Below are 26,350 nucleotides of genomic sequence, written 5' to 3'. Positions count from 1 at the left end.
TAGGCGCTAGGCCCCGATATTAAGACTTTTTAATCTCCGCAACCACTGGAGCATGGTCAGAAGGCTGCTCCCAGGTTCTAGGCTCTTTATCGACAATGCTGGCACTACATTGTTGTTTGAGTGAGTCACTCAGAAGAATGTGATCAATCCGCATGCCAGCGTTTCTCCTAAAGCCCATCATCCGGTAATCCCACCAGCTAAAAGTTTTAGGCGCTTGTTCAAACATTCTGAATGAATCCGTTAGACCCAAATTGAGTAGTTTCTGAAAGGCTTGTCGCTCTGGTGGAGATACCAGATTTTGACCAATCCACTTCGATGGGTCATGCACATCATCATCCGTAGGTGCGATATTAAAGTCGCCTAATAGTGCTAAGCGAGTATTTTGAGTCAACTCTTCTTTTAACCAATCTTCAAGCGCTGCAAGCCATCCCAACTTATATTGGAATTTATCGCTATCGGGCGACTGTCCATTGGGGAAATATGCCGACACCAGGCGAATAGGCTGTATACCCTTAAAGCACACTGTTGCGGCCAAGATGCGTTGCTGCTCATCCGTATTTCCAGGAATATTTCTGACTGGCTTTAGAAAAGTTGTTTCATGATCTGTGGCAATCGGCGCTAGTGCAGCTTTACGAACAATGATGGCCACACCGTTATAGGTCTTTTGTCCGGCAGCAATACTGATGTACCCCGCCTCCTCTAGCTCTTTATGCGGATACTTATCCTCCGTCATCTTTAATTCTTGAAGACATAGCGCATCAATAGGCTTCTTAGCTTTTTCTTGATCCTGTAACCACTTGAGTACGTGAGGTAAACGCACCTTCAGTGAGTTGACATTCCAGGCCGCTATTCGAATCGACTCAGCCATCAATGCCCAGCTCCTGCAATTTCCGGGTGATCGTATTACGGCCAATACCAAGGCGCTGTGCTGCTTCAACTCGTCGCCCCCGAGTGACCTCTAGGGCTGCTTGCAGCACTGCTTTTTCAAACTTAGAGCACAGTACGTCATACACTTCTGTATCGCCGTCTTGGAGCATTTTGACTGCCAGTCGACCTAAACCACCCTCCCAATCAACTGAAGCGCCTCTAATGGCAACTGGAGCGGATGGATTGGATTCACCTTGCAATAAAACAGGTTGCTCACTAGCTTCCGCCAAAATGTCCGCAGGTAAATCACTTACCCCAATCACATTGGATGGTGTCATCACAGTTAACCAATGGCACAGGTTTTCTAATTGGCGCACATTACCTGGAAATGGCATAACGCTGATTTCTTTTAAAACATCATCCGACAGTTTTTTAGGCTCTACACCCAAAGACTTAGCGCAAGACAACATGAAATGACGTGCCAGAACTGGAATATCTTCAGCACGTTCACGCAATGGCGGCATCCGTAAACGAATCACATTTAAGCGGTGCAATAAATCTTCGCGGAAAGCACCAGCAGCAACACGGGCTTCTAAGTTTTGGTGTGTGGAAGCAATGATGCGGACATTTGCCTTGATGGGGTCTTGCCCACCAACGCGATAAAAATGTCCGTCGGTTAATGCGCGCAATAAACGGGTTTGCAGATCAAAAGGGATATCTCCAATCTCATCCAAAAATAAGGTTCCACCATCAGCTTGCTCAAAACGTCCACGACGCAACGTCAATGCTCCAGGGAACGCTCCGCGCTCATGACCAAATAACTCTGACTCCAATAAATCCTTAGGCACTGCAGCAGTACTAAAAGCCACGAATGGGCCCTTAGCGCGGGGACTATGTTTATGTAAAGCTTGGGCAACTAATTCTTTACCAGTGCCAGATTCACCAGTAATCAAGACTGTTGAGTGAGACTGAGCCAAACGACCAATGGCTCTGAAAACTTCCTGCATTGCCGGAGCTTGACCAATAATTTCAGTGGAATCCTGTCTCCAGCCATTCATCTCTTTATTGCCAGTTTGATTGCGCTCGCTCTGCTCCATAGCACGACGAATTAGCTCTACCGCTTTATCGATATCAAATGGCTTAGTGAGGTATTCAAATGCACCGCCTTGGAAAGATGAAACTGCCGAATCTAAATCCGAGTATGCCGTCATGATGATGACCGGAAGCATTGGATGGCTTTCTTTTACATTTTGGAGAAGATCCAAACCATTGCCACGGGGCATCCGAATATCAGAAATTAATACTTGTGGAGCATCCTTCTCCAGAGCATCGAGAACATCATTTGGATTAGAGAAACTCTTATGGGGAATATTCTCACGAGTCAGCGCCTTCTCTAACACCCAACGAATAGATTGGTCATCATCAACGATCCACACGGGTTTCATAATGCTTTCTCCTGCCTACGGTAAGGAATTTGAATATGGAAGTCAGTCCGTCCAGGACGGCTGTCACAGGCAATGAAGCCTTGATGCTGCTGTACAAAAGTTTGCGCCAGGGTAAGCCCAAGACCGCTGCCACCATCTCTGCCAGAAACTAGAGGGAAGAAAATACGCTCACGGATATCTTCCGGAATACCGGGTCCGTTATCAATTACATGTAAGTCCATCGCCATCTTGTAGCGATGTTTCGAAATGGTTACAGAGCGAGCTACCCTCGTCTTCAATTCAATTTGGGCAATACCTTGATGTATTTCTTCTGAGAGTGCTTGAGCAGCATTGTGGGCAATATTTAAGACCGCCTGAATCAACTGCTCACGATCACCTAAAACCTCAGGAAGGCTGGTGTCGTAGTTACGAATAATCCTCAACCCTTTTGGAAACTCAGCCAAAACCAAACTGCGGACGCGCTCCAATGCCTCATGGACATTAAATGACTCCATGGCATGAGCCTTGCGATGTGGGGCAAGCAACCTATCTACCAAGTTCTGGAGGCGATCTGACTCTTTTATGATGACCTGGGTGTATTCACGCAAGCCTTTTTCTGGAAGTTCAAACTCCAGCAATTGAGCGGCACCACGAATGCCACCCAAAGGATTCTTAATTTCATGCGCTAAGTTACGCATTAACTGCTTGTTTGCTTCGACTTGCTGAGTGACGCGTTCATCGCGCTCACTTCGTAACTGTTGATCAATCGGAAACCACTCCATCATGATCAGAGTTGGATCCTCAAGACTAGCCACTACTACGTGCGCAGGAATCGACTCTTGATGAATACTCCCCGGCAATGAATGCAACACCATCTCTTGACGTTGAGCGGACACATGCCCTAGCTTCACCTCTTCGATCATCAGCTTAATAGCCTGGTTATCGCCAAACAAGTTGTGCACAGATTGTCCCTCAAGAGATTTCCGTGAAAGATCCAGCGCAGACTCTGCAGCCGGGTTTACGTAAACCAATTGTTGGTTCTCAGCCTCAAACACCACGATGGCATTGGGCATCTGATCAAGCAATGTCGGAAAAAAAGGAGCAGCCGAAGCTGCCCCTTTGAACGAATTGCGCAACAGACCTGCGCTCAACATTTCTCCTTCGCTTACAGGGAGTAGTACATATCGAATTCGATAGGATGAGTAGTCATACGGAAACGTGTGACATCTTCCATCTTCAAAGCGATATATGCGTCGATCATAGAGTCTGTAAAGACACCGCCACGAGTCAAGAACTCACGGTCTTTGTTCAAAGCTTCTAATGCCTCTTCCAAGCTTGCACAAACGGTTGGGATCTTTGCATCTTCTTCTGGTGGCAAGTCATACAAGTTCTTGTCAGCAGCTTCACCTGGATGAATCTTGTTCTGAATACCATCTAAACCTGCCATCATCAATGCTGAGAAGCAGAGGTATGGGTTAGCCAATGGATCAGGGAAGCGAGTCTCGATACGACGACCCTTAGGACTTGAAACGTGTGGAATACGAATCGAAGCAGAACGGTTACGTGCTGAGTAAGCCAACTTCACTGGAGCCTCAAAGCCTGGAACCAAACGCTTGTATGAGTTTGTACCTGGGTTAGTAATCGCATTCAATGCCTTAGCGTGCTTGATGATGCCGCCAATGTAGAACAATGCGAATTCTGACAAGCCTGCGTAGCCGTTACCAGCAAACAAGTTCTCGCCATTCTTCCAAATAGATTGGTGAACGTGCATACCAGAACCGTTATCGCCAACGATAGGTTTAGGCATAAATGTGGCTGTCTTACCGTATGCATGAGCAACGTTTTGAACCACGTATTTCTGCCAGATAGTCCAGTCAGCGCGCTCAACTAAAGTGCTGAACTTAGTACCCAATTCGTTTTGGCCTTGGCCAGCAACTTCATGGTGATGCACTTCGACAGGAATACCTAAAGATTCGAGGATCAAACACATTTCAGAACGCATGTCTTGGAATGTATCTACTGGAGCAACTGGGAAATAGCCACCTTTTTTACCTGGACGGTGACCAGTATTACCACCTTCGATTTCAGCAGCTGAAGACCATGGAGCTTCTTCAGAATCTACCTTAACGAAACAACCTTGCATGTCAGCACCCCAACGGACGCCGTCAAAAATAAAGAATTCTGGCTCTGGACCAAAGTAAGCTGTATCACCAATGCCAGTGCTTTTCAAATAAGACTCAGCACGTTTGGCAATCGAACGTGGATCACGGTCGTAACCTTTGCCATCTGAAGGCTCGATCACATCACATGTGATGACCAATGTTGGCTCTTCATAGAATGGGTCGATATAGCAAGCTGTTGGATCAGGCATCAACAACATGTCAGAAGCTTCAATACCCTTCCAACCAGCAATAGATGAACCGTCAAATGCATGACCGCTCTCAAATTTGTCTTCGTCAAATGCAGAAATAGGTACCGTTGTGTGTTGCTCTTTACCCTTTGTATCTACAAAGCGGAAATCAACGAAAGTACATTCTTTCTCTTTAACTAACTTCATCACATCAGCGACGGTCTTCGTCATGCAAATCTCCTCTATTAACTAAATTCGGAATACAAACCTAAGGTGTACACCCTTGTTTATTCCAGGCATCAAATATGCCCTTGGGATGTATCTAATTTACTGAAGCAAACAAACGGGAACAGTCATTATTGCACTAATTAAGTGCTGAAATACCCCTCTAAACGCTAAAAATTACTATATTTGCACCAAAGTAGTGCTTAATCAGGTTTAGAGATATCGTGAATTACGTAACCCAGAGCCTCGGTACCTGTGCGCAAAGCAATCCAAGCGCTATCAAGCAGGTTTGCATTACCTTTAATACCCAACTCAATATGGCGTTCAGCATAAACACCACCCTTAGAGGCATCGCCAACGGATGGAAGGCTAAAGACCTTGACGCCCGGGAATGTGGCTTCAATGCGCTCCATTAAAGGCGTTAGGGTTGACTCAATGCCCTTGGGAACAATAAAGCTCTGCTCTGCCCAGTTTTCACGATGAAACAGGTTTTGATAGTGGGTATCAAGGCACCAAGCCATCATCGGAGCAGCCATCACTGGAAAGCCAGGGACAAAGTAGTGCTCGCGAATGCAAAAGCCAGGAATCTGGTTATAGGGATTGGGGATGATGTCACTCCCAATTGGGAACTCACCCATCTTGAAGCGATGTTGATTTTCAGGAGTGTTGAGATCCGCTTTTAAAGGATCCCCTTCCGCCATCGACTGAATGCGTCCCGCAATCAACTCTTGCGCAGTTGGATGCAGTTCAGTTTTGGTGCCCAGCGCCAAAGCAGCGCACTGCCGAGTATGGTCGTCAGGAGTAGCACCAATTCCACCGGTGCTGAAAACAACATCACCACTTGCAAAGCTGTCTTTTAGGGTTGCCGTAATTTGCTCGGGATCATCTGCAACATATTTGGCCCAAGAAAGACTCAAGCCGCGTTCATTCAAGAGCTCAATTAATTTACTTAAGTGTTTATCTTGGCGACGGCCTGACAGAATCTCATCGCCAATCACAATTAAACCAAAGCGACGAGCTTTAAGCTCAGGAGCATCAATGCTCACCTGTTTAGACGCCTCAACCATGGTACGGTAGCTCCATATCAATTACACGTGCTTCTATATTTAAAGATTGATCCAACTCGCTTCTACGCATCTCTTTCAATGCATCGAGTAAATAGTGCGTGAACCACAGCGCAGCAAATACAAAGATTAAAGAGTAGATCCACAGAGCAACAAAACTCACAATCGGAAACAATACCAAAGCCAATGCAGAGGTTGCCCAGAAAAAAGTAGGTACGGCGCCGAGCATTCCGGAAACAATTCCCATGGCTAGCAGTGGCCAGCGGTGTTGGTGTAGTAAGGTATCGCGCTCTTGCGAAGTAGCATGCTGAGCCAGCACGTCATAAGACATCAAACGCATGGTTAACCAACCCCAAAGTAATGGCGGTAAGACCGCTACCAAAGGCGGAATCCACCAGACCGGGAGAGTCAACATCACCAATGCCAAGCAGATCAAGGCAGACCAGATCGTATAAATAAAACTACCAAACAAACCACCGCCCTTTTTTCGCTCTAGATCTTTATAAGCATGTTGTCGGGTAACAACTTTGACAATCGTTGGCACAGTAGTGAAGGCAATGAACACCAATAAACTGATCGAGATTAATGGGATGAGCAGCATGACAAAAAAGAGTGGCGCAATCCACGCGCGTGCGTTCTCAAAGCCAGCCCAAATCAAACCATCCTGAATCCAGCTAGTAAACATGGATGTTGTTAGAAAGATGCTGAGCATCTCCAGTGCCGGCGTCCAAGTTAACCAAATTAAGCAGCCCCATAAGACAGAGACGATCAAAAATGGGCGCAGGCTTAACCAGAGCATTTTTGGATGCATCGTGCCGACTAAAGCCAAGCCAAAAGACTTAAATACTTGCTGCATGCTATCCATAGATTTCCATTGCTGCGAGTGAACTACTGTTTATTTACTTCGTCTTGGGAAAAATTTCACGTACTGAATGCATCAGACCCTGCCACTGCTGCTGCAATATGTTGTGTGAAATAGTCAAATCCCTGACTCCAGTAGGATGAACTTCTTTTGGGAAGATCGCAGTATTGAAGATCATGTCCCACCACGGGAACAAGACGCCAAAATTGCAACCGCCCAAAACACCTGGTTTACCTTTGGCCTCATGGCCATAACCTACCGCATGATGCATCCGGTGATACATCGGCGATACCAATAGATATTTAAAGGCACCAAGATGAATTTTCAGATTAGCGTGTTGCCAACTCTGAATAAACTGACTCAATACCACCAGCAAAATAAACTGGCTCGGAGATACACCGAAAAGTAATGCAAAGAAAGCAAACACGACCGCATGCAAAATGCTATCGAGAATATGGTTTCGATCATCAGACCATGCTGTCATAACAGTTTGACTGTGATGCAAGGCATGCAGCTGCCACCACCAATTGAAGGTATGTGAAGCGCGGTGATATAGATACTCGACCAGGTCTAGCAATACAAAGTAAATGCAAAAGCTGACCAAGGGGATGGATGTTATCGGAGGCCGCCATGACTCTACATTGAGCCTGCCGAATCGGAAGTCATGCAGGACGGAGTCGATCTGAAAGAAAAATCCTGATAAGGCGATAAAGATCAAGCCGTGAAAAATACCCAGTCGATGAAACAAGGTATAAAAAATATCTGCCTTAGAGCTTGTAGCAAAACGCTCCTGCCGCTCTGCCGGAGAAAATCTTTCCCAAGTACGCAGGATGACAGCAATTAGTAAGATCTGAATGCAGCCAAACAAAAACCAATCGATACCATCAAAGACATCTTCTGCCATGGACATCAGGTCGAACTGATACAGAATGGGTCCCGCTACATTAGCAAACAAGAACTCTTGCGTGCTAGCGTAGGCTGACGAGATGGCGGCTATGAAAGGATTGGTATCCATATACCCAATTGTGACTTATTTATCCTGTTTTGGCAGGGTTGCAAAACAAAAGCCGCGAGCCTTCAAATTGACAATCAGTTGCTCTAAGACGGCTGGCGCCCAAGGGTCCTTACGTGACCAAATGCCTAGATGGGCCATGGTGATATCACCATCTTGCAGCTGACTACTTGCCTTATCCAAAAGCGTCTGATTGGGATGAGTCTGTGAGCTCAGCTCATCACCCAGAAAACCGGCCGGGCTCCAGCCGATGTGCTGGTAACCACACTGACTACCCATCCTAATGGAGCGAGGCGAAGTCTTACCGCCAGGTGCACGCCAAATTTTCTGAATATTGTTGCCAGTTAATTCTTTAAATCGCTCATCTACCCGCCTGATTTCTCGGCAATAGCTTGCTTCGTTATACAAACTCATCACTCCGGCCTTAGGGCCAAACTGCGGCTTTGCAAAGATCTCTCCACTGGGGCCATCTTTAACAAAGTACAGATGGTCATAAGTGTGACTGCCAAAATGATGGCCTTCCCGAACACGATCCTGCCAAAAAGACTTCCAGGAATCATCCAGAGAGAAATCGCCACGACTGGTTTTTTCATTTGCCAGAAAAAAAGTGGCTTTGATTTTTTGGCGATTCAATATATCCGCAACCGTCTGAGCAACAGACATATTGCCGGTATCAAAGGTAAGGTAAACCGTTTTTTTACAATGTGAATCTTGCGCAAACCCAAGCGATGTAAAAAACGCTAAGGCTAGAAGTGCTGCAAGCCTTGTAAATGTGGCTTTGAGGAGCATTACCTAAATTATTCCCAACCAGCACGTGGGGTAAAGAAAACACCATGGGGGGATTTACCAACCGGGATCACAGTCACCAGCTTCATTGATGGGATATCAATCACCCCTGCCTTTTTGGAGAAGCGGAATGTTACCCACATGGTTTTTCCATCAGGCGTGATCTCCATATCATCCGGACCTGCAGGCAGGCCAGTAATATCGCCCACCTTTTCCAAAGTCTGCATATTGATCATGCTGATAGTGGATGCAATACGGTTACTGACGAACACATGCTTTTTATCACCTAAGGGACGGAAGTTATGAGCGCCCTTTGCGGTGAGAATTCGCTTCACTTCTTTACGATTCTTCCAGTCAATCACTTGAACATTATCTTCACCGGTAATACCAACCAATAAGTATTGGTCTCCGGGAGTCATCCAAACGCCAGCAGGCACCTTACCTGTCGTCATTTTCCAAAGCACAGTCTGAGTATCCAAATCAATTGCTGCTAACTCATTGGAATCTTGTAGGGTAATAAATGCAATCTTGCTATCCGCTGTAAATGCAACGTGACTTGGCGTCTTGCCCAACTTAATCGACTTGGCCAACTTCAGGTCTGCGCCTTGAGCGTGATAGACATCGACTCTATCCAAGCGATTGCCGTTTGCAACAAACCACTTATGGTTCGGTGAATAGCCAATTTGGTACGGATCAATGATGTCAGGAATCTTTCCTGTCAATTCACCGGTAGTGGGATTCATTAAGACAACATCGTTACCCGCAGCATTTGCAATCAACAGCGTCTTTTGATCTGGGGTCATCATTAAGTGATGAGGCTCTTTACCAACCGGTACAGTCTTAATCACTTTGCGACTCGGCATATCGATCAAGCTGACTGTTGCTTCCCCAGAGTTCAACACGACTGCTAACTTGGGCTCACCTTTAGAGTCAGTTGCTGCTGGAGCTTGTGCAAAGGCGCCATTCTGCAACCCGATCAGGGTAAATACAGTCAAGGCTGAAATAGTGCCAAATTTGGCTTTTCTGAGATAAGTATGCATAGCTGCCATTGTAAGCAATTGACGCCCTAGACTGCGGTCTTAAACAAAGACCCATTTGACCTAACGCAAGCTAGCCAGGACCTTTTCTAGGCGTTTTAAAGACATTGGGGTTGGGGTCTTTAATTCTTGAGCGTAGAGGGCTACCCTTAGCTCCTCCAGTTGCCAGCGAAAATCCGTCAAAGCCTGGTCCTCAGACATGGCGTAGTTGGCAGATCCACGACTGCCTTGAACCAGCTTTTGCCATGGCCGAGCAACAGATTCCCAGTCTTTCTGACACTGCGCATCTCGACTAGGATTGGCGCGCAACTTATCGATACGCATGGCAATCGCTTTGAGATAGCGTGGGAAATGCACCAACTGTCCATAAGGGGTATCGGATACGAACTTGGGGAATATCAAACCCTGAACTTGCGTTTGAATATCTGTATATGCAGCAGATGAGGCAGCCTTGGCCTGAGCCAGTTTCTTTTGAAGGTCCGCATGGGCCTGTAATGCTGCCAGGGCATGCTTTGAAATCTCCTGCGCAATCAGAGCTAAGCGAGGCTTGCCTGCCTGCAGGCGCTCTGCAAATTGCTCGGCATTTACTGGCAGTGGATCATTCATAAAGGCTCGCTCTAGTGCAAGATTGAGAATTTGCTCAATCAAACCATCTACTGAACCAACATTAATGAACAGCAAACCCAGCTCTCTAATTCCGGGCAGTTGTTTTTGTAGCGCCTTGAGCGTGTCTTTATTAGACAAGGCAAATAATCTGCGCAATCCTTGCCAATGATGTTTTCTAGCCTCAAGCAAATCATCGAAGACCTCAAGATCACACGACTCTGTGCGGTCAACTAATGCGGGATAACCAAATAAGGTACGGCTACCCTTCTGAATCTCCAGAGTTTCGGGCAGCTCACCAAAGTCCCAGCTGCGGTAACCACCCTGCTCGACATTTTTTACTGCAGATGTATTGCTACTCTGACTTGTTTTGACGGGGGCGTTTGGAGCGGTTGCTGGAACTTCACCGCCTAACTCCTCCTGCACCGCTTGTTGGGCTATTGCCTGAAACGCGGTTCGGGCAGTTTCTCCATAGTCTGCGCGCAATCTGGATAAATTGCGCTCGAGCTCCAACTGGCGACCATGCTCATCGACTAGGCGGAAATTCATAGACGAATGCAGTGGTAAGGATTCCGGTCTGAAATCCGTTCGCTTAATTTCTAAACCACGCTCTTTACGAATATCCGTGATCAGACTATCTAAAAAGTCACCTACCCCAAACTGTTTTTCTGACAGCATGCGCTCTAAGAACAATTTTGCATACTCCGGCAGTGGTACACAGTGGCGACGTAATTTCTGAGGAAGTGATTTGAGTAGGAGGTGAATTTTTTCTTCGCACATGCCTGGTACTAGCCACTCACAACGGCGACCATCCACCTGATTCAACAGCGTCAAAGGAACAACCAGCGTGACTCCATCTTTAGGGCTGCCAGGCTCAAAGTGATAAGTCAGACTAAGCTCACTACCACCAACGATCATTTTTTTAGGATAGCGATCTACCGTAATACCGGCGGCTTCGTGGCGCATTAAATCTGCTTTAGCTAAACGTAGGAGACTGTCAGCGCTCTCTTCATTAGTACCCTCGCTCTTGGCTGCCTTCTTGAGCCAGGCTTTCATGCCCTCTCGACTGAGGACATCCTTTGGGATGCGTGAGTTATAGAAAGCGAATAGGAGATCATCATCCACCAAGACATCGGGACGTCTGGAGCGATGCTCTAATGCCTCAATTTCTTTAATCAGTCGGCGGTTATGCCAGAAGAATTCAAAACTACCCGGGTATTTTTTTCTAGCATCGGCTTCGGTCTCTCTCATTAATGCAGGAGTATCCATGCGACCGAACATTTCTTCTTGAACTAGAGCTTGACTAATAAATAACTCGCGAGCCTCTTCTGGGTTATGAGACTCATAACGCACTCGACGGCCGTGATAGATTGGCAAGCCATACAAAGTGCCACGCTCAAATGCCATGACTTCACCCTGACGACTATCCCAGAAAGGGTCGCTCAGGGATTTAATCAAGCGATGAGCCGCTACCTTCTCAACCCATTGGGGTTCAATCTTGGCAATCGTACGGGCATACATGCGATTGGTTTCTTGAAGCTCGCCCGCCAAAATCCAAGCACCAGCCTTCTTACCAATGGTTGAGCCCGGCCAAATAAATGGACGAATACCGCGTGCGCCAATATATCCACCCGTCTTGCTACCGCGCTCTTGGGATTTTTCATCCTCTTCTTTTTTGGCAACATAGCCTAACAAGCCCGTTAACAAAGACAGGTGAACTTGTTCATAAGTAGCAGCTGAGGGATTTTCTTTCCAACCCTTTTCTCCCAACATCGTATGGAGTTGGCCGTGAACGTCTCGCCACTCGCGCATACGTCTTGGAGATAAAAATTTACTACGGCATAAGTTCTCTAATTGGCGATTGCTATGTTTATGTTTCAGCGCATCCTGATACCAATCCCAGACCTTCACAAAGCTCAAGAATTCAGAGCGTTCATCTGCAAACTGCAAGTGCGCTTGATCCGCGGCAGCAGCTTGATCCATGGGTCGATCACGAGGATCTTGCGTAGCTAAGGCTGAGGCAATGATGGTGACTTCACGTAATGCGTTTTGCTCTTTAGCGGCCAAGAGCATGCGACCAATTCGGGGATCTAGCGGAAGATCTGCCAGTTGCTTACCCGTAGAGGTTAACTTGAAGCTGTTATTGATATCTTTGTTGTCGCCTGCAGAACCTTCGTCATAAACAATGGCGCCCAGCTCATCTAGCAATTGCACACCATCGGCAATCGCACGGCCGAGAGGCTTATCAATGAATGGGAATTCTTGAATGCGGGGTAAGCGCAAAGAACTCATGCGAAGTAATACAGCTGCTAACGAGCTACGAAGAATTTCTGGATCGGTGAATTTAGGACGATTGATATAGTCTTGTTCGCTATACAGACGAATGCAAATACCATCCGATACACGACCGCAACGACCCGCCCTTTGATTGGCCGCAGCTTGTGAGATTGGCTCGATCTGGAGTTGTTCAACCTTGTTGCGATAGGAATAGCGTTTGACGCGCGCTAAACCGCTATCAACTACATAGCGAATATTGGGAACTGTTAATGAAGTCTCGGCCACGTTAGTCGTCAAGATGATGCGTCGACCATTGCCAGGATTAAATACACGCTCTTGCTCTGCAACTGATTGACGGGCAAAGAGACTCAATATCTCTGGATGAAAGCGCTGCTGAAGGACATGATCTTTGCGCAGGGCTTCGGCACAATCCCGAATCTCTCGCTCCCCCGGCAGGAATACCAAGACATCGCCAGCACCAGAAGCGCCCTCTCGCCAAACATTGGCAATGGCCTCTGCTACTGCATCTGGAATTTCTTTAGCTTCTTTGGACTCTTTTTTTCCATCTGGCTTAGCATCTGGCTCTAGTGGCTCATAACGCTGCTCCACCGGGAAAAGTCGACCACTCACCTCAATGACGGGTGCTGATTTGCCATTTAAGGTGAAATGATCTGAGAAACGCTTAGCGTCGATAGTCGCTGAAGTGATGATGAGCTTGAGATCAGGACGCTTAGGCAACAACTGACGCAGATAGCCCAGCAGAAAGTCAATATTGAGGCTACGTTCATGAGCCTCATCGATGATGAGGGTGTCATAGGCACGAAGCTGGGGATCTCTCTGGGTCTCGGCCAGCAGGATGCCATCAGTCATTAACTTGATAGAGGCACCTTGACTGGTCTTGTCGGCAAAGCGCACTTGATAACCCACGTCTTGACCGATGGGAGTGCCCAGCTCCTGGGCTATACGCTTCGCTGTGGCTGTAGCAGCAATACGGCGAGGCTGTGTATGCCCAATCAGCCGGCCGCCGTTGATAGTGCCCCTACCGAGATCCAAGCAAATCTTCGGCAATTGGGTTGTTTTGCCTGACCCAGTCTCACCGCAGACGATCACCACCTGATGTGAGCTCAAGGCATCTTTAATGATTTGACGCTGGCCTGAAACCGGCAACTCCTCCGGAAAGCGAATTTCTAGCCGTCGCGAGGTGTTGGAAGCAGGCACAGTCGTAGGGCTTGCTTTGGGTTTTTGTTGGTTTATAGGCTCTTGCACCCTATAATTTTCTCACTATGCCAACAAATGCACCAAACCCCGGCTTAAACGCCGAAGAATCAAGCTCCAACTTTCCTTTTGTGGGATGGCTGCGTGATGTTGCGCCCTATATTCATAGCTTCCGCGAGAAGACCTTTGTTATCGCCTTTGCTGGTGAGCTAGCCCAAGAAATCGGCCTCGAAAATCTGATTGAAGATATTGCGATGTTGCATGCCATGGGGATGCGTATCGTTTTAGTTCACGGTATCCGCCCTCAGATCGAAGAGCAACTCACGCTCCGCAATATTAAGAGTCAGTTCGGCAAGAGCGCCATGCACAGCTATCGCATTACCGATGCTGCAGCCTTAGAGTGCGTGAAAGAAGCTGCTGGTGAATTGCGCTTAGATATCGAAGCGGCATTTAGCCGTGGATTACCTAATACGCCAATGGCGGGTTCACGTATTTCCGTGATCTCCGGTAACTTCATTACCGCTATGCCTGTAGGCGTAGTTGAGGGTATTGATTACATCCATACCGGCTTGGTGCGCAAAGTAGACTCGACTTCTATCAAGCTCTCGCTAGACAGCAACAAGATTGTGCTGCTCTCACCTCTAGGCTTCTCGCCTACTGGTCAGGCATTTAATCTCGCATTTGAAGATGTTGCTGCATCAACTGCTGCTGCGCTTAAAGCGGATAAGCTCATTTTCTTAAGTCCATATGCCGGCCTGAAGGATGAAGAAGGCGATTACATTACCGAGTTGTCAATGCCACAGCTACAGGAATATGTGGCCCAACATCCTGAGCTCGATCTCGGCATGAAAAGCTTACTCAATATCTCCGGCAGAGCTATTCGTGCTGGCGTAAGCCGTGTTCACTTCTTGCCATGCAATCAAGATGGCGCACTTTTAGAAGAACTCTTTACGCATGATGGTATCGGCATGATGTTGGCCTCATCCGATATTGAGAATTTGCGTGAAGCCAATCAAGATGACGTTGGCGGCATTCTGCAGTTAACCAGCCCGCTTGAAGAAGAAGGTATTTTGGCTGCTCGCGGTCAAGACGTCATTGAGCGTGATATTCAGCGCTTCTCTGTTATTGAGCATGATCGCGTTCTCTTCGGCTGTGCCGCCCTATTCCCATTCCCTAATGGCGTGGGTGAGCTTGCTTGTCTCGCCGTGGATCCTGATGTTCAAGGTTCGGGTGACGGAGAGCGTTTACTCAAGCGCGTTGAAATGCGGGCAAAACGTGAAGGCATTAAAAAGCTTTTCGTTTTAACCACCAGAACAGAGCATTGGTTTTTAAAGCGTGGCTTTAAGCGTGCCTCTGTTGATGATCTTCCTGAAGAAAGAAAGCAGATCTACAACTGGGATCGTAAATCCATGGTCCTCACCAAAGATCTCTAAGCTTCTATAGTTAATTTTTTCATTATTTATATTTAGTACACCGTATTTGAAAGGCATTACAAATGGCACGCATGGTTCAATGCATCAAACTCAATAAAGAAGCAGAAGGTATGGACTTTGCTCCACTGCCAGGCGAGCTAGGCAAGAAAATTTGGAATCAAGTATCCAAAGAGGCTTGGGCTGCTTGGTTAAAGCAACAAACCATGTTGATTAACGAGAATCGCCTGAATATGGCCGACCCTCGTGCTCGCCAATACCTACTCAAGCAAGTGGAAAAATACTTCTTTGAGGGTGGCGCAGATATGGCTCAGGGCTACGTACCACCAGCTGAATAATTATTTTTGAATATCGCTTGACGACTTAAATCCAGAGGCATAGGATTGAATCGTAGTCAGTCAGATCCTGTGATTGGCTACATTGGCGAAAGCCACTACTCGTAAGCATATCTATGTGCTTATGGGCATTGGGAACTAAATCTCTTCCCCTTGCCTGCGCCATGAAGAATCATGGCAAACAAACCCGATGGATCAGCTTGCTGCCCCGTCGGGTTTTTTAATTTAGAACGTGATTCTGCTCACGCCAGACGCATTGCTTACCAACAAAATATTGGCTTTTTCTTTTGCAAATAGACCAACAGTAATCACACCAGCAATTTGATTGATTTGCGCTTCAAGTGAAATTGGATCTGCAATCTTCAAACCTGCTACATCCAGAATCCAGCCACCGTTATCTGTCACAAAAGGCTGACTTGGTGTCTGCCCCAAATCTGCACGAGTCTCTTTTGACATCCTAAGCGTTACCGTACCACCCAACTTAGCCAGCTCTTGAGTTACAACCCCTTTGGACAAGGGAATAATCTCTACAGGCAAGGCAAAGCTGCCTAGCACCGGCACTTGCTTAGAAGAATCACAAATACAGATGAATTGCTTTGCCATCGAGGCAATAATCTTTTCACGGGTCAAGGCGCCGCCCCCACCCTTAATCATGTGACCCGCAGGATCGATTTCGTCGGCGCCGTCTACATAGGCGGGTAGCTGATCCACCTCATTGGGATCTAAGATCTTAAAACCATGTTTTAAGAGTCGCTCAGTCGTAGCATTAGAACTGGATACCGTTCCTAAGAAATGCGCCTTATGGGGTGCCAGAGCGTCAATAAAGCAATTGGCGGTAGAGCCCGTTCCAATACCCAGGATCTGGCCAGCAGGTAGCTTTAACACCTCATCCCGCGCTGCTTCACCTACCAATTGTTTTAATTGATCTTGATTCATGATCTTTCCCGATACCTTTATCTGAACTGGAACAGCCTTATTTATGCATCTATCATATGATATTCAATCTGTTTTACTGATTAATTAAATAAGAGCATTCAAGATCCTGATGACTTCCCCCGCTACCGCACTGAGCCAACTCAAACAACTGACTACCGTGGTGGCCGATACCGGCGACTTTGAACGTATGCGGGAATACCAACCGCAGGACGCTACAACCAACCCTTCCCTGATCCTCAAAGCTGCCCAGCAAACCAACTATCAGGCATTAGTCAACCAAGTTAAATCAGCTCACCCGGGTATGAAACCAGTCGATTTAGTTGACTACATCCTGGTGGCATTTGGTTTGGAGATTTTGAAAACCGTTCCAGGAAGAGTTTCGACCGAGGTTGATGCACGACTTTCTTTTGATACTCAGGCAACCATTACCAAAGCAAAACACCTCATCGCGCTGTATGAGTCCCATGGCATTGATCGCAAACGCGTCTTGATCAAATTAGCCGGCACCTGGGAAGGCATTCAGGCAGCGAAAGCTTTAGAGGCCGAAGGTATTCATTGCAATATGACATTGCTTTTCTCTCTGGTTCAAGCTGCAGCCTGTGGCGCAGTCAATGCGAAATTGATTTCACCATTTGTGGGGCGCATTACTGATTGGTATAAAGCCAAACTCGGCAGCAATTGGAACGATATTAATAACGGCGGTGCAAACGACCCTGGAGTTACATCCGTCAAGCGCATCTTCCACTATTACAAGCACTTTGGAATTTCCACAGAAATCATGGGCGCTAGCTTCCGCAATACCAGTCAAATTCTAGAGCTAGCTGGATGTGACTTGCTCACTATCAGCCCAGAGTTGCTGGGAGACCTTCAGAACATTACGGCAGCGGTTGATAAAAAGCTCAACGCCAGCAATGCAGCGAGCGCACTTGCCAGTGAAAATATCTCTCCTCTCAAGCTAGATGAATCCAACTTTAGATTGCAGTTAAATAATGATGCGATGGCCACTGAAAAATTGGCTGAAGGAATACGCAATTTCTGCATCGATACTGAAAAGCTTGAGGCTTTATTAAGCAGTTAAGTCTTTAGAGTGCTCACCAAGGAGTCAAGATGATTATTCATTGTCCGCATTGCAACAAAGGCAATCGAGTTCCTGCTGAGAAGCTGAATCAGACTCCTATCTGCGGAGCTTGCAAGAAAGAGCTACTGTCGCTTCCCATTAATGCAATAGCGGCAAACTTCAGTGAGCTAGTAACTCAATCTGTAATGCCGGTGATAGTGGACTTCTGGGCACCGTGGTGCGGGCCGTGCAAGATGTTTGGCCCAACCTTTGAGGCAAGCGCTATTGCTCATGCCAATCAAGTGTTATTTGTAAAGGTGAATACCGAGGCAGAGCAACTGCTCGGATCACAATGGAATATCCGCTCAATACCAACACTAGCGGGATTCAAGAATGGCAAAGAGGTTCACCGTATTAGCGGTGCACTACCGCCAGCTCAATTAGAGCAATTTGTGCAGCAACTACTTGCTTAAGGCGTTGCAACTTACTTCTTAGCAGTATTGATCCCGAAAATACTGTAGGCCGGGCAATTACAAATCATTCCGGTAAGCAATGGGATGATGCCGATCCAAGCCCAAGGACCAGTAATTCCAAAACCTGCAAGACCCATCAAGGTAACGCCAACAGTCATTCGTAGAACGCGGTCAGTATGTCCGATATTGCATTTCATAACAGCCTCTTGAGTAGATGAAGTGATACGTATTATTTAGCTTCTTTGGCTAAACGCTGTCTTAGTGCCTCATACAAGCATACGCCACTCGCTACAGAAACATTCAAACTCTCAACTACGCCCTTCATTGGAATGCGTACTAACTCGTCACAAGTTTCGCGGGTTAAGCGACGCATGCCCTCACCCTCTGCACCCATGACAATACCAATTGGGCCCGTGAGATCGAGATCGTAAATAGATTTTTCAGCTTCGTCGTCAGTTCCAATTAACCAAACACCGGCTTCTTGCATCTCTTTCATACTTCGAACTAAGTTAGTAACCGTAATCACTGGCATCACCTCAGAAGCACCGCTAGAGACCTTGCTCACAGTGGCGTTGATAGATGCTGAACGATCCTTAGGAATCACCACCGCATCAACACCCGCACCATCAGCAACACGCAAACATGCGCCGAAGTTATGGGGATCGGTTACGCCATCTAATACCAAGAACATCACCTTGCTTTGATTGCTTTCTGCATCCTCTACCACTTCGGTAATGGTGCGCGCAATCGTCATCTTCTCGGCCAGAGCAACTACGCCCTGATGGCGATCATGCCCTGCTAGCTTATGAAGACGCTCGGAGTCAGCAGCGTGAAGTCGTTCGCCAAGGATCTCTTCGGCCTGCTTGAGAAAATCACCCATACGGCGATCACGACGACTCGGATCAAAATAAACTGACTTAAGACTTGCCGCATCTACACGTAAGCGCGCTTGTACCGCATGAAAACCAACTAATATTTGCTTCATCTTTACTTATCTCGATTCTGTATTGCTAATTATTTGCGACGCGCTTTAGTGCTACGAACAGGTGGTTTTGTACCGGCAGGTTTACCAGTGGGTCTAGAAGGCTTACCGGGCTTGCCAGACTTGGCAACTTTACTTGCTGTTCGTCCAGCTTGATTCTTCGACTGATTGGCACCAAGATTACCGGCAGATTTAGCAGCATTCACATTAATACCGGAATGCTTCTGCGGCTCTTTACTACCAGGGCGACCTTTTTTAGGCGAAGCCTTTTTATTTGGTCTGCCAGTGTCGCTAGCCAAAACAATTTGACGTCGATTTGTAGTTCCACCTGGCTCTAGGCCAACGGACTTAACGAGACTAAATTCAATCTTACGAGCATCCAGATCAACACGGCTCACTAAGACATGCACGCGATCGCCTAAGCGATAACGAATACCCGTTCTCTCCCCGCGGAGTTCTTGGCGAGCTTCGTCATACTGAAAGTAATCGCCACCCAATTCGGTGACGTGAACCATGCCCTCAACAAAGAGGTTTTCAAGCTGAATAAATAAACCAAAAGATGCCACACCAGTCACTGTGCCCGCATATTCCTGGCCTAGATGGTCACGCATGTAATAGCACTTGAGCCAAGCTTCAACATCGCGAGATGCTTCATCAGCACGGCGCTCATTAGATGAGCAATGAACTCCTAATTGGCCCCAAATAGGCAATGCGGCATTAGCGCCTTTGGGTAATTTAGGTAAACGCGTGCCATTGGCGGCAGCCTCTTTTGCATCGCTATGAGATTTTTTAGCGTTTACAGCATTCTCACGACCCTTACCTTTACGTGGCAGCGTGAGATTGAGCGGCACTTTTGGCGGCAGGACAGGCGTATATGGCTTTTTAGCCAAGATCGCCTTAATCACTCGATGCGTTAACAGATCTGGATAGCGTCGAATCGGGCTTGTGAAATGCGAGTACGCAGGATAGGCAAGACCAAAGTGGCCTTCGTTGTCTGGTTGGTACATTGCCTGCTGCATAGAACGCAAAACAACGGACTGAAGCATGTTGGCATCAGGACGCTCTTTGATTTCACGCATCAGCTTGGCATAGTCTTTTGGTTTTGGCTTTTCGCCACCACCTAAGGACAAGCCAGAAGTACGCAAAACTTGACGCAAAGTAACTAATTTTTCTTCAGAAGGTTCAGCGTGAACGCGATACAAGCTAAGGTGCTTATTCTTATCAATAAAGTCAGCCGCACAGACGTTAGCCGTCAACATACACTCTTCGATCAAGCGATGTGCATCATTACGTAAACGCGGCTCAATGCGCAGAATCTTACCTAGCTCATTACTAATGATTTGGGTTTCAGTCGTTTCAAATTCGATAGCGCCACGTTTTTGACGGGCGTCTAATAAAATTTTGTATAGGGAATAGAGATTAGTCAGTAAGGGTCTGAAGTCGGCAAAACGCGTTGCCTCAGGGCCCTTGCTATTAGAAAGAATCTCCCACACCGTATCGTATGTAAAGCGTTGCGCAGAATGCATTACCGCTGGATAGAACTGATACGCAAGCACTACTCCGTTGTTATCCACAACAGAGTCACACACCATACATAAGCGATCTACGCCAGGGTTTAATGAGCAAAGACCATTAGAAATCTTCTCTGGCAACATTGGTATTACCCGTCTCGGGAAATACACTGAGGTTGCGCGTAGGAGGCCTTCATCATCCAAAGGCTGGCCCGGCTTGACGTAATGGGACACGTCGGCAATCGCCACGATCAGGCGCCAAGCTTTACTCTTGCCGTACATGACGGGTTCGCAGTACACCGCATCATCAAAGTCACGAGCATCAGCGCCATCAATAGTGACCAAAGGAACGTCGCGCAAATCCACCCGACCTTCTAGATCAGATTGCTGCACGGTGTCTGGCAATGCATCTGCTTCTTTTTTTACTGCCGCTGAAAACTCATGTGGAACGCCATATTTACGTACGGCGATTTCAATTTCCATGCCAGGATCATCAATCTCACCCAGGACTTCAACAACACGACCAACAGCTTGTCTATAACTATCCGGATAGTCGATGATCTCAACACTCACCACTTGGCCTAATTTGGCATTGCCCTGACCTTTTGGCGGAATCAAAATATCGTGACCGATACGTTTATCTTCCGGCGCAACAATCAAAACGCCATTCTCATTTAAGAGGCGGCCAATGACTACTTTATTGGCGTGCAAAACCACATCGACGATCTGACCTTCTGGGCGCCCGCGGCGATCTGTTCCTAAAACTCTGACATTGACTCTATCGCCGTGCATGACACGGGACATTTCTCTTTCAGAAAGAAAAATATCTTCACCGCCGTCATCCGGGATTACGAATCCAAATCCATCTCGGTGACCTTGGACTGTACCTAAGCGGTCAGCCTCTCGTGGCACCAAGTTTTTTGCTTTACGCATTTAATTCCTTCGGCAATACATGCCTTATATATCAATGATTATTCTTGCTTAGGCTACTGTATCAAACCACCAAGTCTGAAGGGGGAAAAGCCAAAAAGGGGTTAGAAAATGGGCCAAAAGGCGCATACCTTTATAATAACGGCATGCCCAGGTGGCGAAATTGGTAGACGCACCAGCTTCAGGTGCTGGCGATCGTAAGATTGTGGGGGTTCGAGTCCCTTCCTGGGCACCATCTTAGTATACGCACGACCCTCTAACCCTGATTATACGGGCTTCTCAGGGAATGACAATAGCCACGGTATCCAAGAAGCCAAATCAATCTTAGTGCGCTACCTATGGGGGTACTTCTTTAATTCCACCCACCCTTTTCTCATTGCACCCTTCGTGCTAATGGCTCTCTACTCAAGAGCAAGCTCGTTCAATTTTTTACAAACGTTTTTTTATCGCTTTTATGATCCAAAAAGTCGAATTAAAAGCCCGATTTAACGAATGGCTGAATTTGTCTTTTCAAAAGGCTTTATTCATAGCCCCATGAATTCGCGAATACTGCCTAATTTTTTATAATTTTCTGGCCAAAGACCGCGTTTGTTATGCTTAAAATAAGAAATAACAATGAACCAATATGGAAAAGATAGCCTGCAATGATTAGATTGTTATCGGCCGCGGTTGCAGTCCTCGCCTTTCTATCTGGCTGCGCCACTACTGAAAAGTATGAGGCCAAACTTAATTCCATGATTGGCATGCCTGAGAGTCAGCTAGTTGAACAGTGGGGCATCCCTACCGGCATGTATGAAGCCGATGGAACTAGATACCTGTCCTACACCAACACAGAGTCAGGTTATGTGGCAGGAACTCCGCCAGTCACACGGACCACCATGATCAACGGTAAGGCCTATACAAACACAACCGGCGGCACAAGTGGCTATGGCTACACCAATAGCTGCACAACAACATTTATGGTTGTTAACAAGAAGATTGCATCGTGGAAACATAAAGGGAACGACTGTAAGTCTGACTAATTGCTAGCGTTCTTATTGGCAACAAAAAACCTGCCGAAGCAGGTCTTTTATATATCTGTCATTAGTTTCTAACTTCCAAATTCTCCACATTATTAATAAATGACTCTACCGCCGCCTCTTTCGACTGAGCCACCGATTCGATTACACCATCCACAACACTAGTTGGACCTTTTGCGTCATTGGTAGGCAGTGGAAGCATTGGTGTTGTAACACCAGTAGCGCCAACAGGAGTTGGAGCCCTTGCAACATTCGCGGGCAATGGACCTACTCCGTTGTACATGGTCACCGAAGGAACTGGCAGCGCGTTAATTTGACTGACGGATGGCTGTCCAGTTACACCGGTACAATTTTCACCCGCCGCATTACATCCAGTTGGTGGCCCATTACTTCCACTCACAGATGGCTGTGGACCACCAATGAATTGTGGCTCCTGCCTTTGAATTCCCGGTTGAGGCATCGAGGGTCCGGATTCACGAGGAGTGTCTGCCCTGAATGTAGGAGGAGGCACGCCTACTTCATTACGGATGCCGGGCCCCGGCTGCGCATAAGCAGATGTTGCCAATAAGCCCAACGTGGCGACCAGCCCCAGCACTAGTAGGAGTTTTTGCATCATATATGCGGAACCAATCTCATAACCATATCGTTATAGTCAATGTCAACACCAACACCAGTTGGAGCTTTTGTATCATTCGCAGGTAGTGGTATTGCTTCACGAGGTATTTCAGCTCTGACTGCTGGAGGTGGCACACCAACAGACGGTATTGTGTTGTACAGAATCACTAATTCGCTCGCTACAATCGCAGCAGCCATTCGCTCCGTCTCATTCTTAGTCTGCCTTTCACTCTTAGTCTCAGCCCTAGCCTGCGCTCCGCTTTGACTAGCACCAACACTAGTTGGACCTTTTGCATCATTGCCGGGCAGTGGAGGCATTGGTGTTGAAACACCAGTGGCACCAACAGTAGTTGGAGTAGGCAGCTTGTTCACCCTATCATTGAGCAGTGAACCATCAACAGCAGACTGTGGACCACCAATGAATTGTGGCTCCTGCCTTTGAATTGCTGGTTCAGGCATGGATGGTGTTGCCGCATGAGGCATTTCTGTTTTGGCAGGAACATACACATTCGGGAGGCTATTAAAATAACTATCTCGCGTTGGGGCTGAAGGCGTTGAGGGTCCCGATTCACGAGGAGTGTCGGCTCTGACTGTTGGAGGAGGTAAACCTACTTCATTACGGATGCCGGGTCCCGGCTGAGCATACACAGATGTTGCCAACAAGCCCAACGTGGCGATTAAGAGTGTTTTCATTTTTTTCTATATCTTAAGTTTTGACAAATAGGCTTGTATGAAAACCTGCCGAAGCAGGCCTCTTATTTAGATGTTTTAACCCCATTTGGCATATCCAAAGCTTCTGCTGCTTTTTCAAGCCTCTGAGCCTTAGCCTGAGCATTAGCCTGAGCCTGAGCCTGAGCCTGAGACTGACCCTGTGACTGACCCAGAACCACTAGCTTGGAGGTTGTATCTGGTGGAAGTGGAGTTGGGGCAACGTCATCGTTATCAGTCTCTGGTGGAGGTCCAGGTATAAACAGAACGTAACTATTAGTTCCAACATCGTCATTTTTCAAAGGCGTCGGCCCTATCCCTCTGGGCAGTGGTGTTGCAAGACCAGTAGCACCAACACTAGTTGGGCCTTTTGCATCATTCGCAGGTAATGGGCCTACACCGTTGTACATAGTTGACGGAGGTTTTGGTATTGCACCACTTCCACCAGCACCACCAGTACCACCAGTACCGCCATTACCAATCAACAAGCCGCCATTTCCACCGTTACCACCAGTACCACCAGTAGCACCAACACTAGCTGGAGGGAATGTGCTATTCGGAGGCAATTGGCTATTCACAGACCCTCCCACTTTATCGGACATCTCTGCACGCATGACATGCGGAGGAGGCATACCAACATCAGGCTGCGGGCCGCCACTATTCATTTGTGGTGTTGGGGTATGTATTGAGGGTTGAGGCATAGATGGCACTCCTTGGCCAGGTATCTCTGCCCTTACTGTTGGGGGTGGGATACCAACAGATGGTATTGATGGCTGAGCATAGGCAGATGTTGCTATTAGGCTCAATGAAGTGATTAGGAGTTTTGTTTTCATTTGCTTTTTATAGGTGATGAAACGTTGATATTTTGTTGGACTGAAGAAGCTGGAGGTAGCACTTGGGTCGAATTCAAAAACACCATACCTTGTACCTGACTTTTCTCCACCTTTGAGGCAAAGGGATTGGGGGGAACCTTGTCATTCGCATTGGTGCCAACATCCTTTTCGATAAAGCTGATGTAGGCCGAACTTAAATTATTTGCTGATGGGAGTCCGGATTGGTTTGAGCTTTGACCAATAGCATCCATCACCGTGCTATTAAATAAAAACCTTGCCTGACTAGAGCCTGGGCTCATGGCCGAATATTCATCTGCTCTAGAACCTGCAACGCTTTGGGCTGCTGAATGTCTTGCCCCAATATCAACACCCTGGCGGTGGGCGATAACTTGCTGAGGCGTCAATCCACCAGGACCAACAACTGGAGGAGCGGCAACCGCAGTGGCACAGCCAAACAATGGGATAAGGAATGCTATTTTCATATCTTTGGAACAGTATAGTTACCACTTTGGCGCCAAACGTTAACCAGTGCCTTTGCATGGTTTGTTTGTGCATCGATTAAGGCGCCCTCCTTATCTCGAACATCCATGATGCCTTTTGTAGTGCCTTGATTTGCAAGCTTTGAAGTATCTGCTAGACCGTTATTAGCCTGTAAGAGTATTTGCTTGGCTGATTCATATTGGAGTAGCGACTGCATTACCTGAACACGCACTTGGGTTTTGAGATCACGCAATTGCATCTCCAGGGCTAGCTTTTGATTGGCAGCCTGCACGATGTCGGCATTATGCAAAAAGTTATTTACTGGGATAGGAATCGACAAGCCAGCCGAGAATCCACTTTGCGGAAGATAGGTGTAGCCACTTGAACTGTACTGAGGTGTAGTTGTATAAGAAACATAGGGCTGCACATCCCAATTACGATTTGCACTGGCCATGGCGATACTCTTTTCTGACGAATTAATCGCTGCCTGAAGCACCACAATGTCAGGTCTAGTAGCTAGCGCCTGATTGATTAACTCTTCAGGATTGAAGTTTTGTGGCTCTAAATTAAGCTTGCCAATAGGTAAAGGAAGTTTCTTGATTCCATCCCCAGAGTAATTCAATAGACTCAGGGCGGTAAATTGCAAATCCTTTGCGCTTACATTCTCGTGGTAAATCAGAAACTGAGTTGAGTCTTTTGTCTGGGAAGACTGAGGCAAACCAGAAACTTTTTTAGCGGCAGATGCATAAGAGTTAAATAGCAAACGATTTCTTAGGGCATCAATGTAACCTAAGGTAGCCGCCACCTGAACCTCGGACTCAGTAGCTTGGTAATCAGCTTCACTCCTACCAATCTCGGCCTCACCAAAATCAGAGCGAGTAGAACGTTTGTTCCAGCCTTCCATAAATACATTTAATCCATAGGTGCTAGATGTTGGATTGCTATATGGGCTGTATGGAACCGATTGATAGAAAGTACCCTTTGTATAGCTTACTGTAGGCCTCGTTTGATAAAGCGATAAGGATTGTTTTATAGCTGCTGCTGTTTCTTTGCCCAAACGCTTATTGCCGATGATGGCATTGTTTTCCTTAACGGTTTGGAGATACTGGGTTAAAGAAATTGGCGCATATTCGCCCAGTCCAGAAGGCGCGGATTGAGCCAGCGAAAAACTGGAAATGAGAGAGGCGCCAAGCAAAGCGGCAAAACGCATTAATGACTTACGCATGAATCAACATAGTTAAATGATTGGCAATAAGATCATTATTACGCAAGTCACCCATCCTAGCCCCGGCACATGACGAAAGTGCAATTGAAGCCGC

General features: G+C 47.0%; 24 protein-coding genes and 1 tRNA gene. 6 read left to right on the top strand and 19 right to left on the bottom strand.

The features are described 5' to 3' along the window. Positions 1-19: 19 nt before the first annotated feature. The 10 genes from xth to hrpA all read right to left on the bottom strand — a co-directional run bounded on the left by xth (position 20) and on the right by hrpA (position 13,773). A complete protein-coding gene (gene xth, locus ICN25_RS07955; protein ID WP_216181110.1) occupies positions 20-868 on the bottom strand; it encodes an exodeoxyribonuclease III in 849 nt (282 codons plus the stop codon). After that, positions 861-2,312, bottom strand: a complete 1,452-nt coding sequence (gene ntrC / locus ICN25_RS07950; RefSeq protein ID WP_216181107.1) for a nitrogen regulation protein NR(I) — start codon at positions 2,310-2,312, stop codon at positions 861-863. Before ntrC ends, xth begins: the two co-directional genes overlap by 8 nt. Next, positions 2,309-3,445 (bottom strand): nitrogen regulation protein NR(II), encoded by a 1,137-nt coding sequence (glnL, locus tag ICN25_RS07945; RefSeq protein ID WP_216181091.1) that lies wholly within the window; start codon positions 3,443-3,445, stop codon positions 2,309-2,311. Before glnL ends, ntrC begins: the two co-directional genes overlap by 4 nt. 11 nt (positions 3,446-3,456) lie before the next feature. Next, positions 3,457-4,872 (bottom strand): type I glutamate--ammonia ligase, encoded by a 1,416-nt coding sequence (gene glnA, locus ICN25_RS07940; protein ID WP_216181088.1) that lies wholly within the window; start codon positions 4,870-4,872, stop codon positions 3,457-3,459. Between the two features lie 197 nt (positions 4,873-5,069). Next, positions 5,070-5,933, bottom strand: coding sequence for a molybdopterin-binding protein (locus ICN25_RS07935; protein ID WP_216181085.1), 864 nt, complete (start codon positions 5,931-5,933; stop codon positions 5,070-5,072). Beyond that, positions 5,926-6,786 (bottom strand): EI24 domain-containing protein, encoded by an 861-nt coding sequence (locus tag ICN25_RS07930; protein WP_255536728.1) that lies wholly within the window; start codon positions 6,784-6,786, stop codon positions 5,926-5,928. The genes ICN25_RS07935 and ICN25_RS07930 overlap by 8 nt, the downstream gene beginning before the upstream one ends. Positions 6,787-6,829: 43 nt before the next feature. Continuing rightward, on the bottom strand, positions 6,830-7,807 hold the full coding sequence (locus ICN25_RS07925; RefSeq protein ID WP_216181079.1) for a sterol desaturase family protein: 978 nt from the start codon (positions 7,805-7,807) through the stop codon (positions 6,830-6,832). A gap of 15 nt (positions 7,808-7,822) precedes the next feature. Further along, entirely contained in the window at positions 7,823-8,593 is a 771-nt protein-coding gene (locus ICN25_RS07920) for a polysaccharide deacetylase family protein (protein ID WP_216181076.1), read from the bottom strand. An 8-nt stretch (positions 8,594-8,601) separates the two neighbouring features. Next, on the bottom strand, positions 8,602-9,630 hold the full coding sequence (locus ICN25_RS07915) for a cytochrome D1 domain-containing protein (protein WP_216181073.1): 1,029 nt from the start codon (positions 9,628-9,630) through the stop codon (positions 8,602-8,604). A gap of 60 nt (positions 9,631-9,690) precedes the next feature. Next, on the bottom strand, positions 9,691-13,773 hold the full coding sequence (hrpA, locus tag ICN25_RS07910) for an ATP-dependent RNA helicase HrpA (RefSeq protein ID WP_370624716.1): 4,083 nt from the start codon (positions 13,771-13,773) through the stop codon (positions 9,691-9,693). 17 nt (positions 13,774-13,790) lie between these two features. Between hrpA and argA the strand changes: the two genes are divergently transcribed. Both argA and ICN25_RS07900 read left to right on the top strand, forming a co-directional pair. Beyond that, positions 13,791-15,155: an amino-acid N-acetyltransferase gene (gene argA / locus ICN25_RS07905; protein WP_216181070.1), complete on the top strand. Its 1,365-nt coding sequence runs from the start codon at positions 13,791-13,793 to the stop codon at positions 15,153-15,155. A 62-nt stretch (positions 15,156-15,217) separates the two neighbouring features. After that, positions 15,218-15,490 (top strand): oxidative damage protection protein, encoded by a 273-nt coding sequence (locus ICN25_RS07900; protein WP_062308940.1) that lies wholly within the window; start codon positions 15,218-15,220, stop codon positions 15,488-15,490. Between the two features lie 222 nt (positions 15,491-15,712). Here the strand turns inward: ICN25_RS07900 and rpiA are convergent, their stop codons facing one another. Next, positions 15,713-16,423 (bottom strand): ribose-5-phosphate isomerase RpiA, encoded by a 711-nt coding sequence (gene rpiA, locus ICN25_RS07895; RefSeq protein WP_216181066.1) that lies wholly within the window; start codon positions 16,421-16,423, stop codon positions 15,713-15,715. Between the two features lie 109 nt (positions 16,424-16,532). On the opposite strand from rpiA, the gene tal reads away from it, so the two are divergent. Beyond that, positions 16,533-17,501, top strand: a complete 969-nt coding sequence (tal, locus tag ICN25_RS07890; RefSeq protein ID WP_216181063.1) for a transaldolase — start codon at positions 16,533-16,535, stop codon at positions 17,499-17,501. 29 nt (positions 17,502-17,530) lie between these two features. Then, positions 17,531-17,953, top strand: a complete 423-nt coding sequence (gene trxC, locus ICN25_RS07885) for a thioredoxin TrxC (RefSeq protein WP_216181060.1) — start codon at positions 17,531-17,533, stop codon at positions 17,951-17,953. Positions 17,954-17,964: 11 nt separating this feature from the next. Here the strand turns inward: trxC and ICN25_RS07880 are convergent, their stop codons facing one another. Genes ICN25_RS07880 through rnr form a run of 3 tightly spaced genes read right to left on the bottom strand, consistent with a single transcriptional unit; the run spans position 17,965 to position 21,379 of the window. Then, entirely contained in the window at positions 17,965-18,150 is a 186-nt protein-coding gene (locus ICN25_RS07880) for a DUF2892 domain-containing protein (protein ID WP_216181057.1), read from the bottom strand. Between the two features lie 32 nt (positions 18,151-18,182). Beyond that, positions 18,183-18,938, bottom strand: a complete 756-nt coding sequence (rlmB, locus tag ICN25_RS07875) for a 23S rRNA (guanosine(2251)-2'-O)-methyltransferase RlmB (protein ID WP_216181054.1) — start codon at positions 18,936-18,938, stop codon at positions 18,183-18,185. A gap of 29 nt (positions 18,939-18,967) precedes the next feature. Beyond that, the gene (gene rnr / locus ICN25_RS07870; protein WP_216181051.1) at positions 18,968-21,379 is read right to left on the bottom strand and encodes a ribonuclease R; all 2,412 of its coding nucleotides are present in this window, start codon (positions 21,377-21,379) and stop codon (positions 18,968-18,970) included. Positions 21,380-21,524: 145 nt separating this feature from the next. Here rnr and ICN25_RS07865 point away from each other — a divergent pair. After that, positions 21,525-21,611, top strand: a tRNA-Leu gene (locus ICN25_RS07865). 409 nt (positions 21,612-22,020) lie between these two features. After that, a complete protein-coding gene (locus ICN25_RS07860; RefSeq protein WP_216181049.1) occupies positions 22,021-22,398 on the top strand; it encodes a hypothetical protein in 378 nt (125 codons plus the stop codon). Between the two features lie 61 nt (positions 22,399-22,459). On the opposite strand, the gene ICN25_RS07855 is transcribed toward ICN25_RS07860, so the two are convergent. The 5 genes from ICN25_RS07855 to ICN25_RS07835 form a co-directional block, all read right to left on the bottom strand. Then, positions 22,460-23,011: a hypothetical protein gene (locus ICN25_RS07855; protein ID WP_216181046.1), complete on the bottom strand. Its 552-nt coding sequence runs from the start codon at positions 23,009-23,011 to the stop codon at positions 22,460-22,462. After that, positions 23,008-23,703, bottom strand: coding sequence for a hypothetical protein (locus ICN25_RS07850; protein WP_216181043.1), 696 nt, complete (start codon positions 23,701-23,703; stop codon positions 23,008-23,010). Before ICN25_RS07850 ends, ICN25_RS07855 begins: the two co-directional genes overlap by 4 nt. Before the next feature lie 62 nt (positions 23,704-23,765). Continuing rightward, positions 23,766-24,551, bottom strand: a complete 786-nt coding sequence (locus ICN25_RS07845; RefSeq protein WP_216181040.1) for a hypothetical protein — start codon at positions 24,549-24,551, stop codon at positions 23,766-23,768. Beyond that, on the bottom strand, positions 24,548-25,033 hold the full coding sequence (locus tag ICN25_RS07840) for a hypothetical protein (protein WP_216181037.1): 486 nt from the start codon (positions 25,031-25,033) through the stop codon (positions 24,548-24,550). The genes ICN25_RS07845 and ICN25_RS07840 overlap by 4 nt, the downstream gene beginning before the upstream one ends. Then, positions 25,030-26,256, bottom strand: a complete 1,227-nt coding sequence (locus ICN25_RS07835) for a TolC family protein (RefSeq protein WP_216181034.1) — start codon at positions 26,254-26,256, stop codon at positions 25,030-25,032. Before ICN25_RS07835 ends, ICN25_RS07840 begins: the two co-directional genes overlap by 4 nt. Positions 26,257-26,350 lie beyond the last annotated feature (94 nt).

Origin of the sequence: Polynucleobacter sp. 80A-SIGWE (genome assembly GCF_018882295.1) — a bacterium.
In the GTDB taxonomy this organism is placed as follows: Bacteria; Pseudomonadota; Gammaproteobacteria; order Burkholderiales; family Burkholderiaceae; genus Polynucleobacter.
The sequence above is the reverse complement of the archived record's forward strand: the minus strand, read 5'-3'. Positions and strand labels throughout refer to the sequence as shown.

Coding starts and splice junctions, on each gene's coding strand:
- xth (WP_216181110.1), bottom strand. CDS start 868: ATGGCTGAGTCGATTCGAATAGCGGCCTGGAATGTCAACTCACTGAAG.
- ntrC (WP_216181107.1), bottom strand. CDS start 2,312: ATGAAACCCGTGTGGATCGTTGATGATGACCAATCTATTCGTTGGGTG.
- glnL (WP_216181091.1), bottom strand. CDS start 3,445: ATGTTGAGCGCAGGTCTGTTGCGCAATTCGTTCAAAGGGGCAGCTTCG.
- glnA (WP_216181088.1), bottom strand. CDS start 4,872: ATGACGAAGACCGTCGCTGATGTGATGAAGTTAGTTAAAGAGAAAGAA.
- ICN25_RS07935 (WP_216181085.1), bottom strand. CDS start 5,933: ATGGTTGAGGCGTCTAAACAGGTGAGCATTGATGCTCCTGAGCTTAAA.
- ICN25_RS07930 (WP_255536728.1), bottom strand. CDS start 6,786: ATGCAGCAAGTATTTAAGTCTTTTGGCTTGGCTTTAGTCGGCACGATG.
- ICN25_RS07925 (WP_216181079.1), bottom strand. CDS start 7,807: ATGGATACCAATCCTTTCATAGCCGCCATCTCGTCAGCCTACGCTAGC.
- ICN25_RS07920 (WP_216181076.1), bottom strand. CDS start 8,593: ATGCTCCTCAAAGCCACATTTACAAGGCTTGCAGCACTTCTAGCCTTA.
- ICN25_RS07915 (WP_216181073.1), bottom strand. CDS start 9,630: ATGCATACTTATCTCAGAAAAGCCAAATTTGGCACTATTTCAGCCTTG.
- argA (WP_216181070.1), top strand. CDS start 13,791: ATGCCAACAAATGCACCAAACCCCGGCTTAAACGCCGAAGAATCAAGC.
- ICN25_RS07900 (WP_062308940.1), top strand. CDS start 15,218: ATGGCACGCATGGTTCAATGCATCAAACTCAATAAAGAAGCAGAAGGT.
- rpiA (WP_216181066.1), bottom strand. CDS start 16,423: ATGAATCAAGATCAATTAAAACAATTGGTAGGTGAAGCAGCGCGGGAT.
- tal (WP_216181063.1), top strand. CDS start 16,533: ATGACTTCCCCCGCTACCGCACTGAGCCAACTCAAACAACTGACTACC.
- trxC (WP_216181060.1), top strand. CDS start 17,531: ATGATTATTCATTGTCCGCATTGCAACAAAGGCAATCGAGTTCCTGCT.
- ICN25_RS07880 (WP_216181057.1), bottom strand. CDS start 18,150: ATGAAATGCAATATCGGACATACTGACCGCGTTCTACGAATGACTGTT.
- rlmB (WP_216181054.1), bottom strand. CDS start 18,938: ATGAAGCAAATATTAGTTGGTTTTCATGCGGTACAAGCGCGCTTACGT.
- rnr (WP_216181051.1), bottom strand. CDS start 21,379: ATGCGTAAAGCAAAAAACTTGGTGCCACGAGAGGCTGACCGCTTAGGT.
- ICN25_RS07860 (WP_216181049.1), top strand. CDS start 22,021: ATGATTAGATTGTTATCGGCCGCGGTTGCAGTCCTCGCCTTTCTATCT.
- ICN25_RS07855 (WP_216181046.1), bottom strand. CDS start 23,011: ATGATGCAAAAACTCCTACTAGTGCTGGGGCTGGTCGCCACGTTGGGC.
- ICN25_RS07850 (WP_216181043.1), bottom strand. CDS start 23,703: ATGAAAACACTCTTAATCGCCACGTTGGGCTTGTTGGCAACATCTGTG.
- ICN25_RS07845 (WP_216181040.1), bottom strand. CDS start 24,551: ATGAAAACAAAACTCCTAATCACTTCATTGAGCCTAATAGCAACATCT.
- ICN25_RS07840 (WP_216181037.1), bottom strand. CDS start 25,033: ATGAAAATAGCATTCCTTATCCCATTGTTTGGCTGTGCCACTGCGGTT.
- ICN25_RS07835 (WP_216181034.1), bottom strand. CDS start 26,256: ATGCGTAAGTCATTAATGCGTTTTGCCGCTTTGCTTGGCGCCTCTCTC.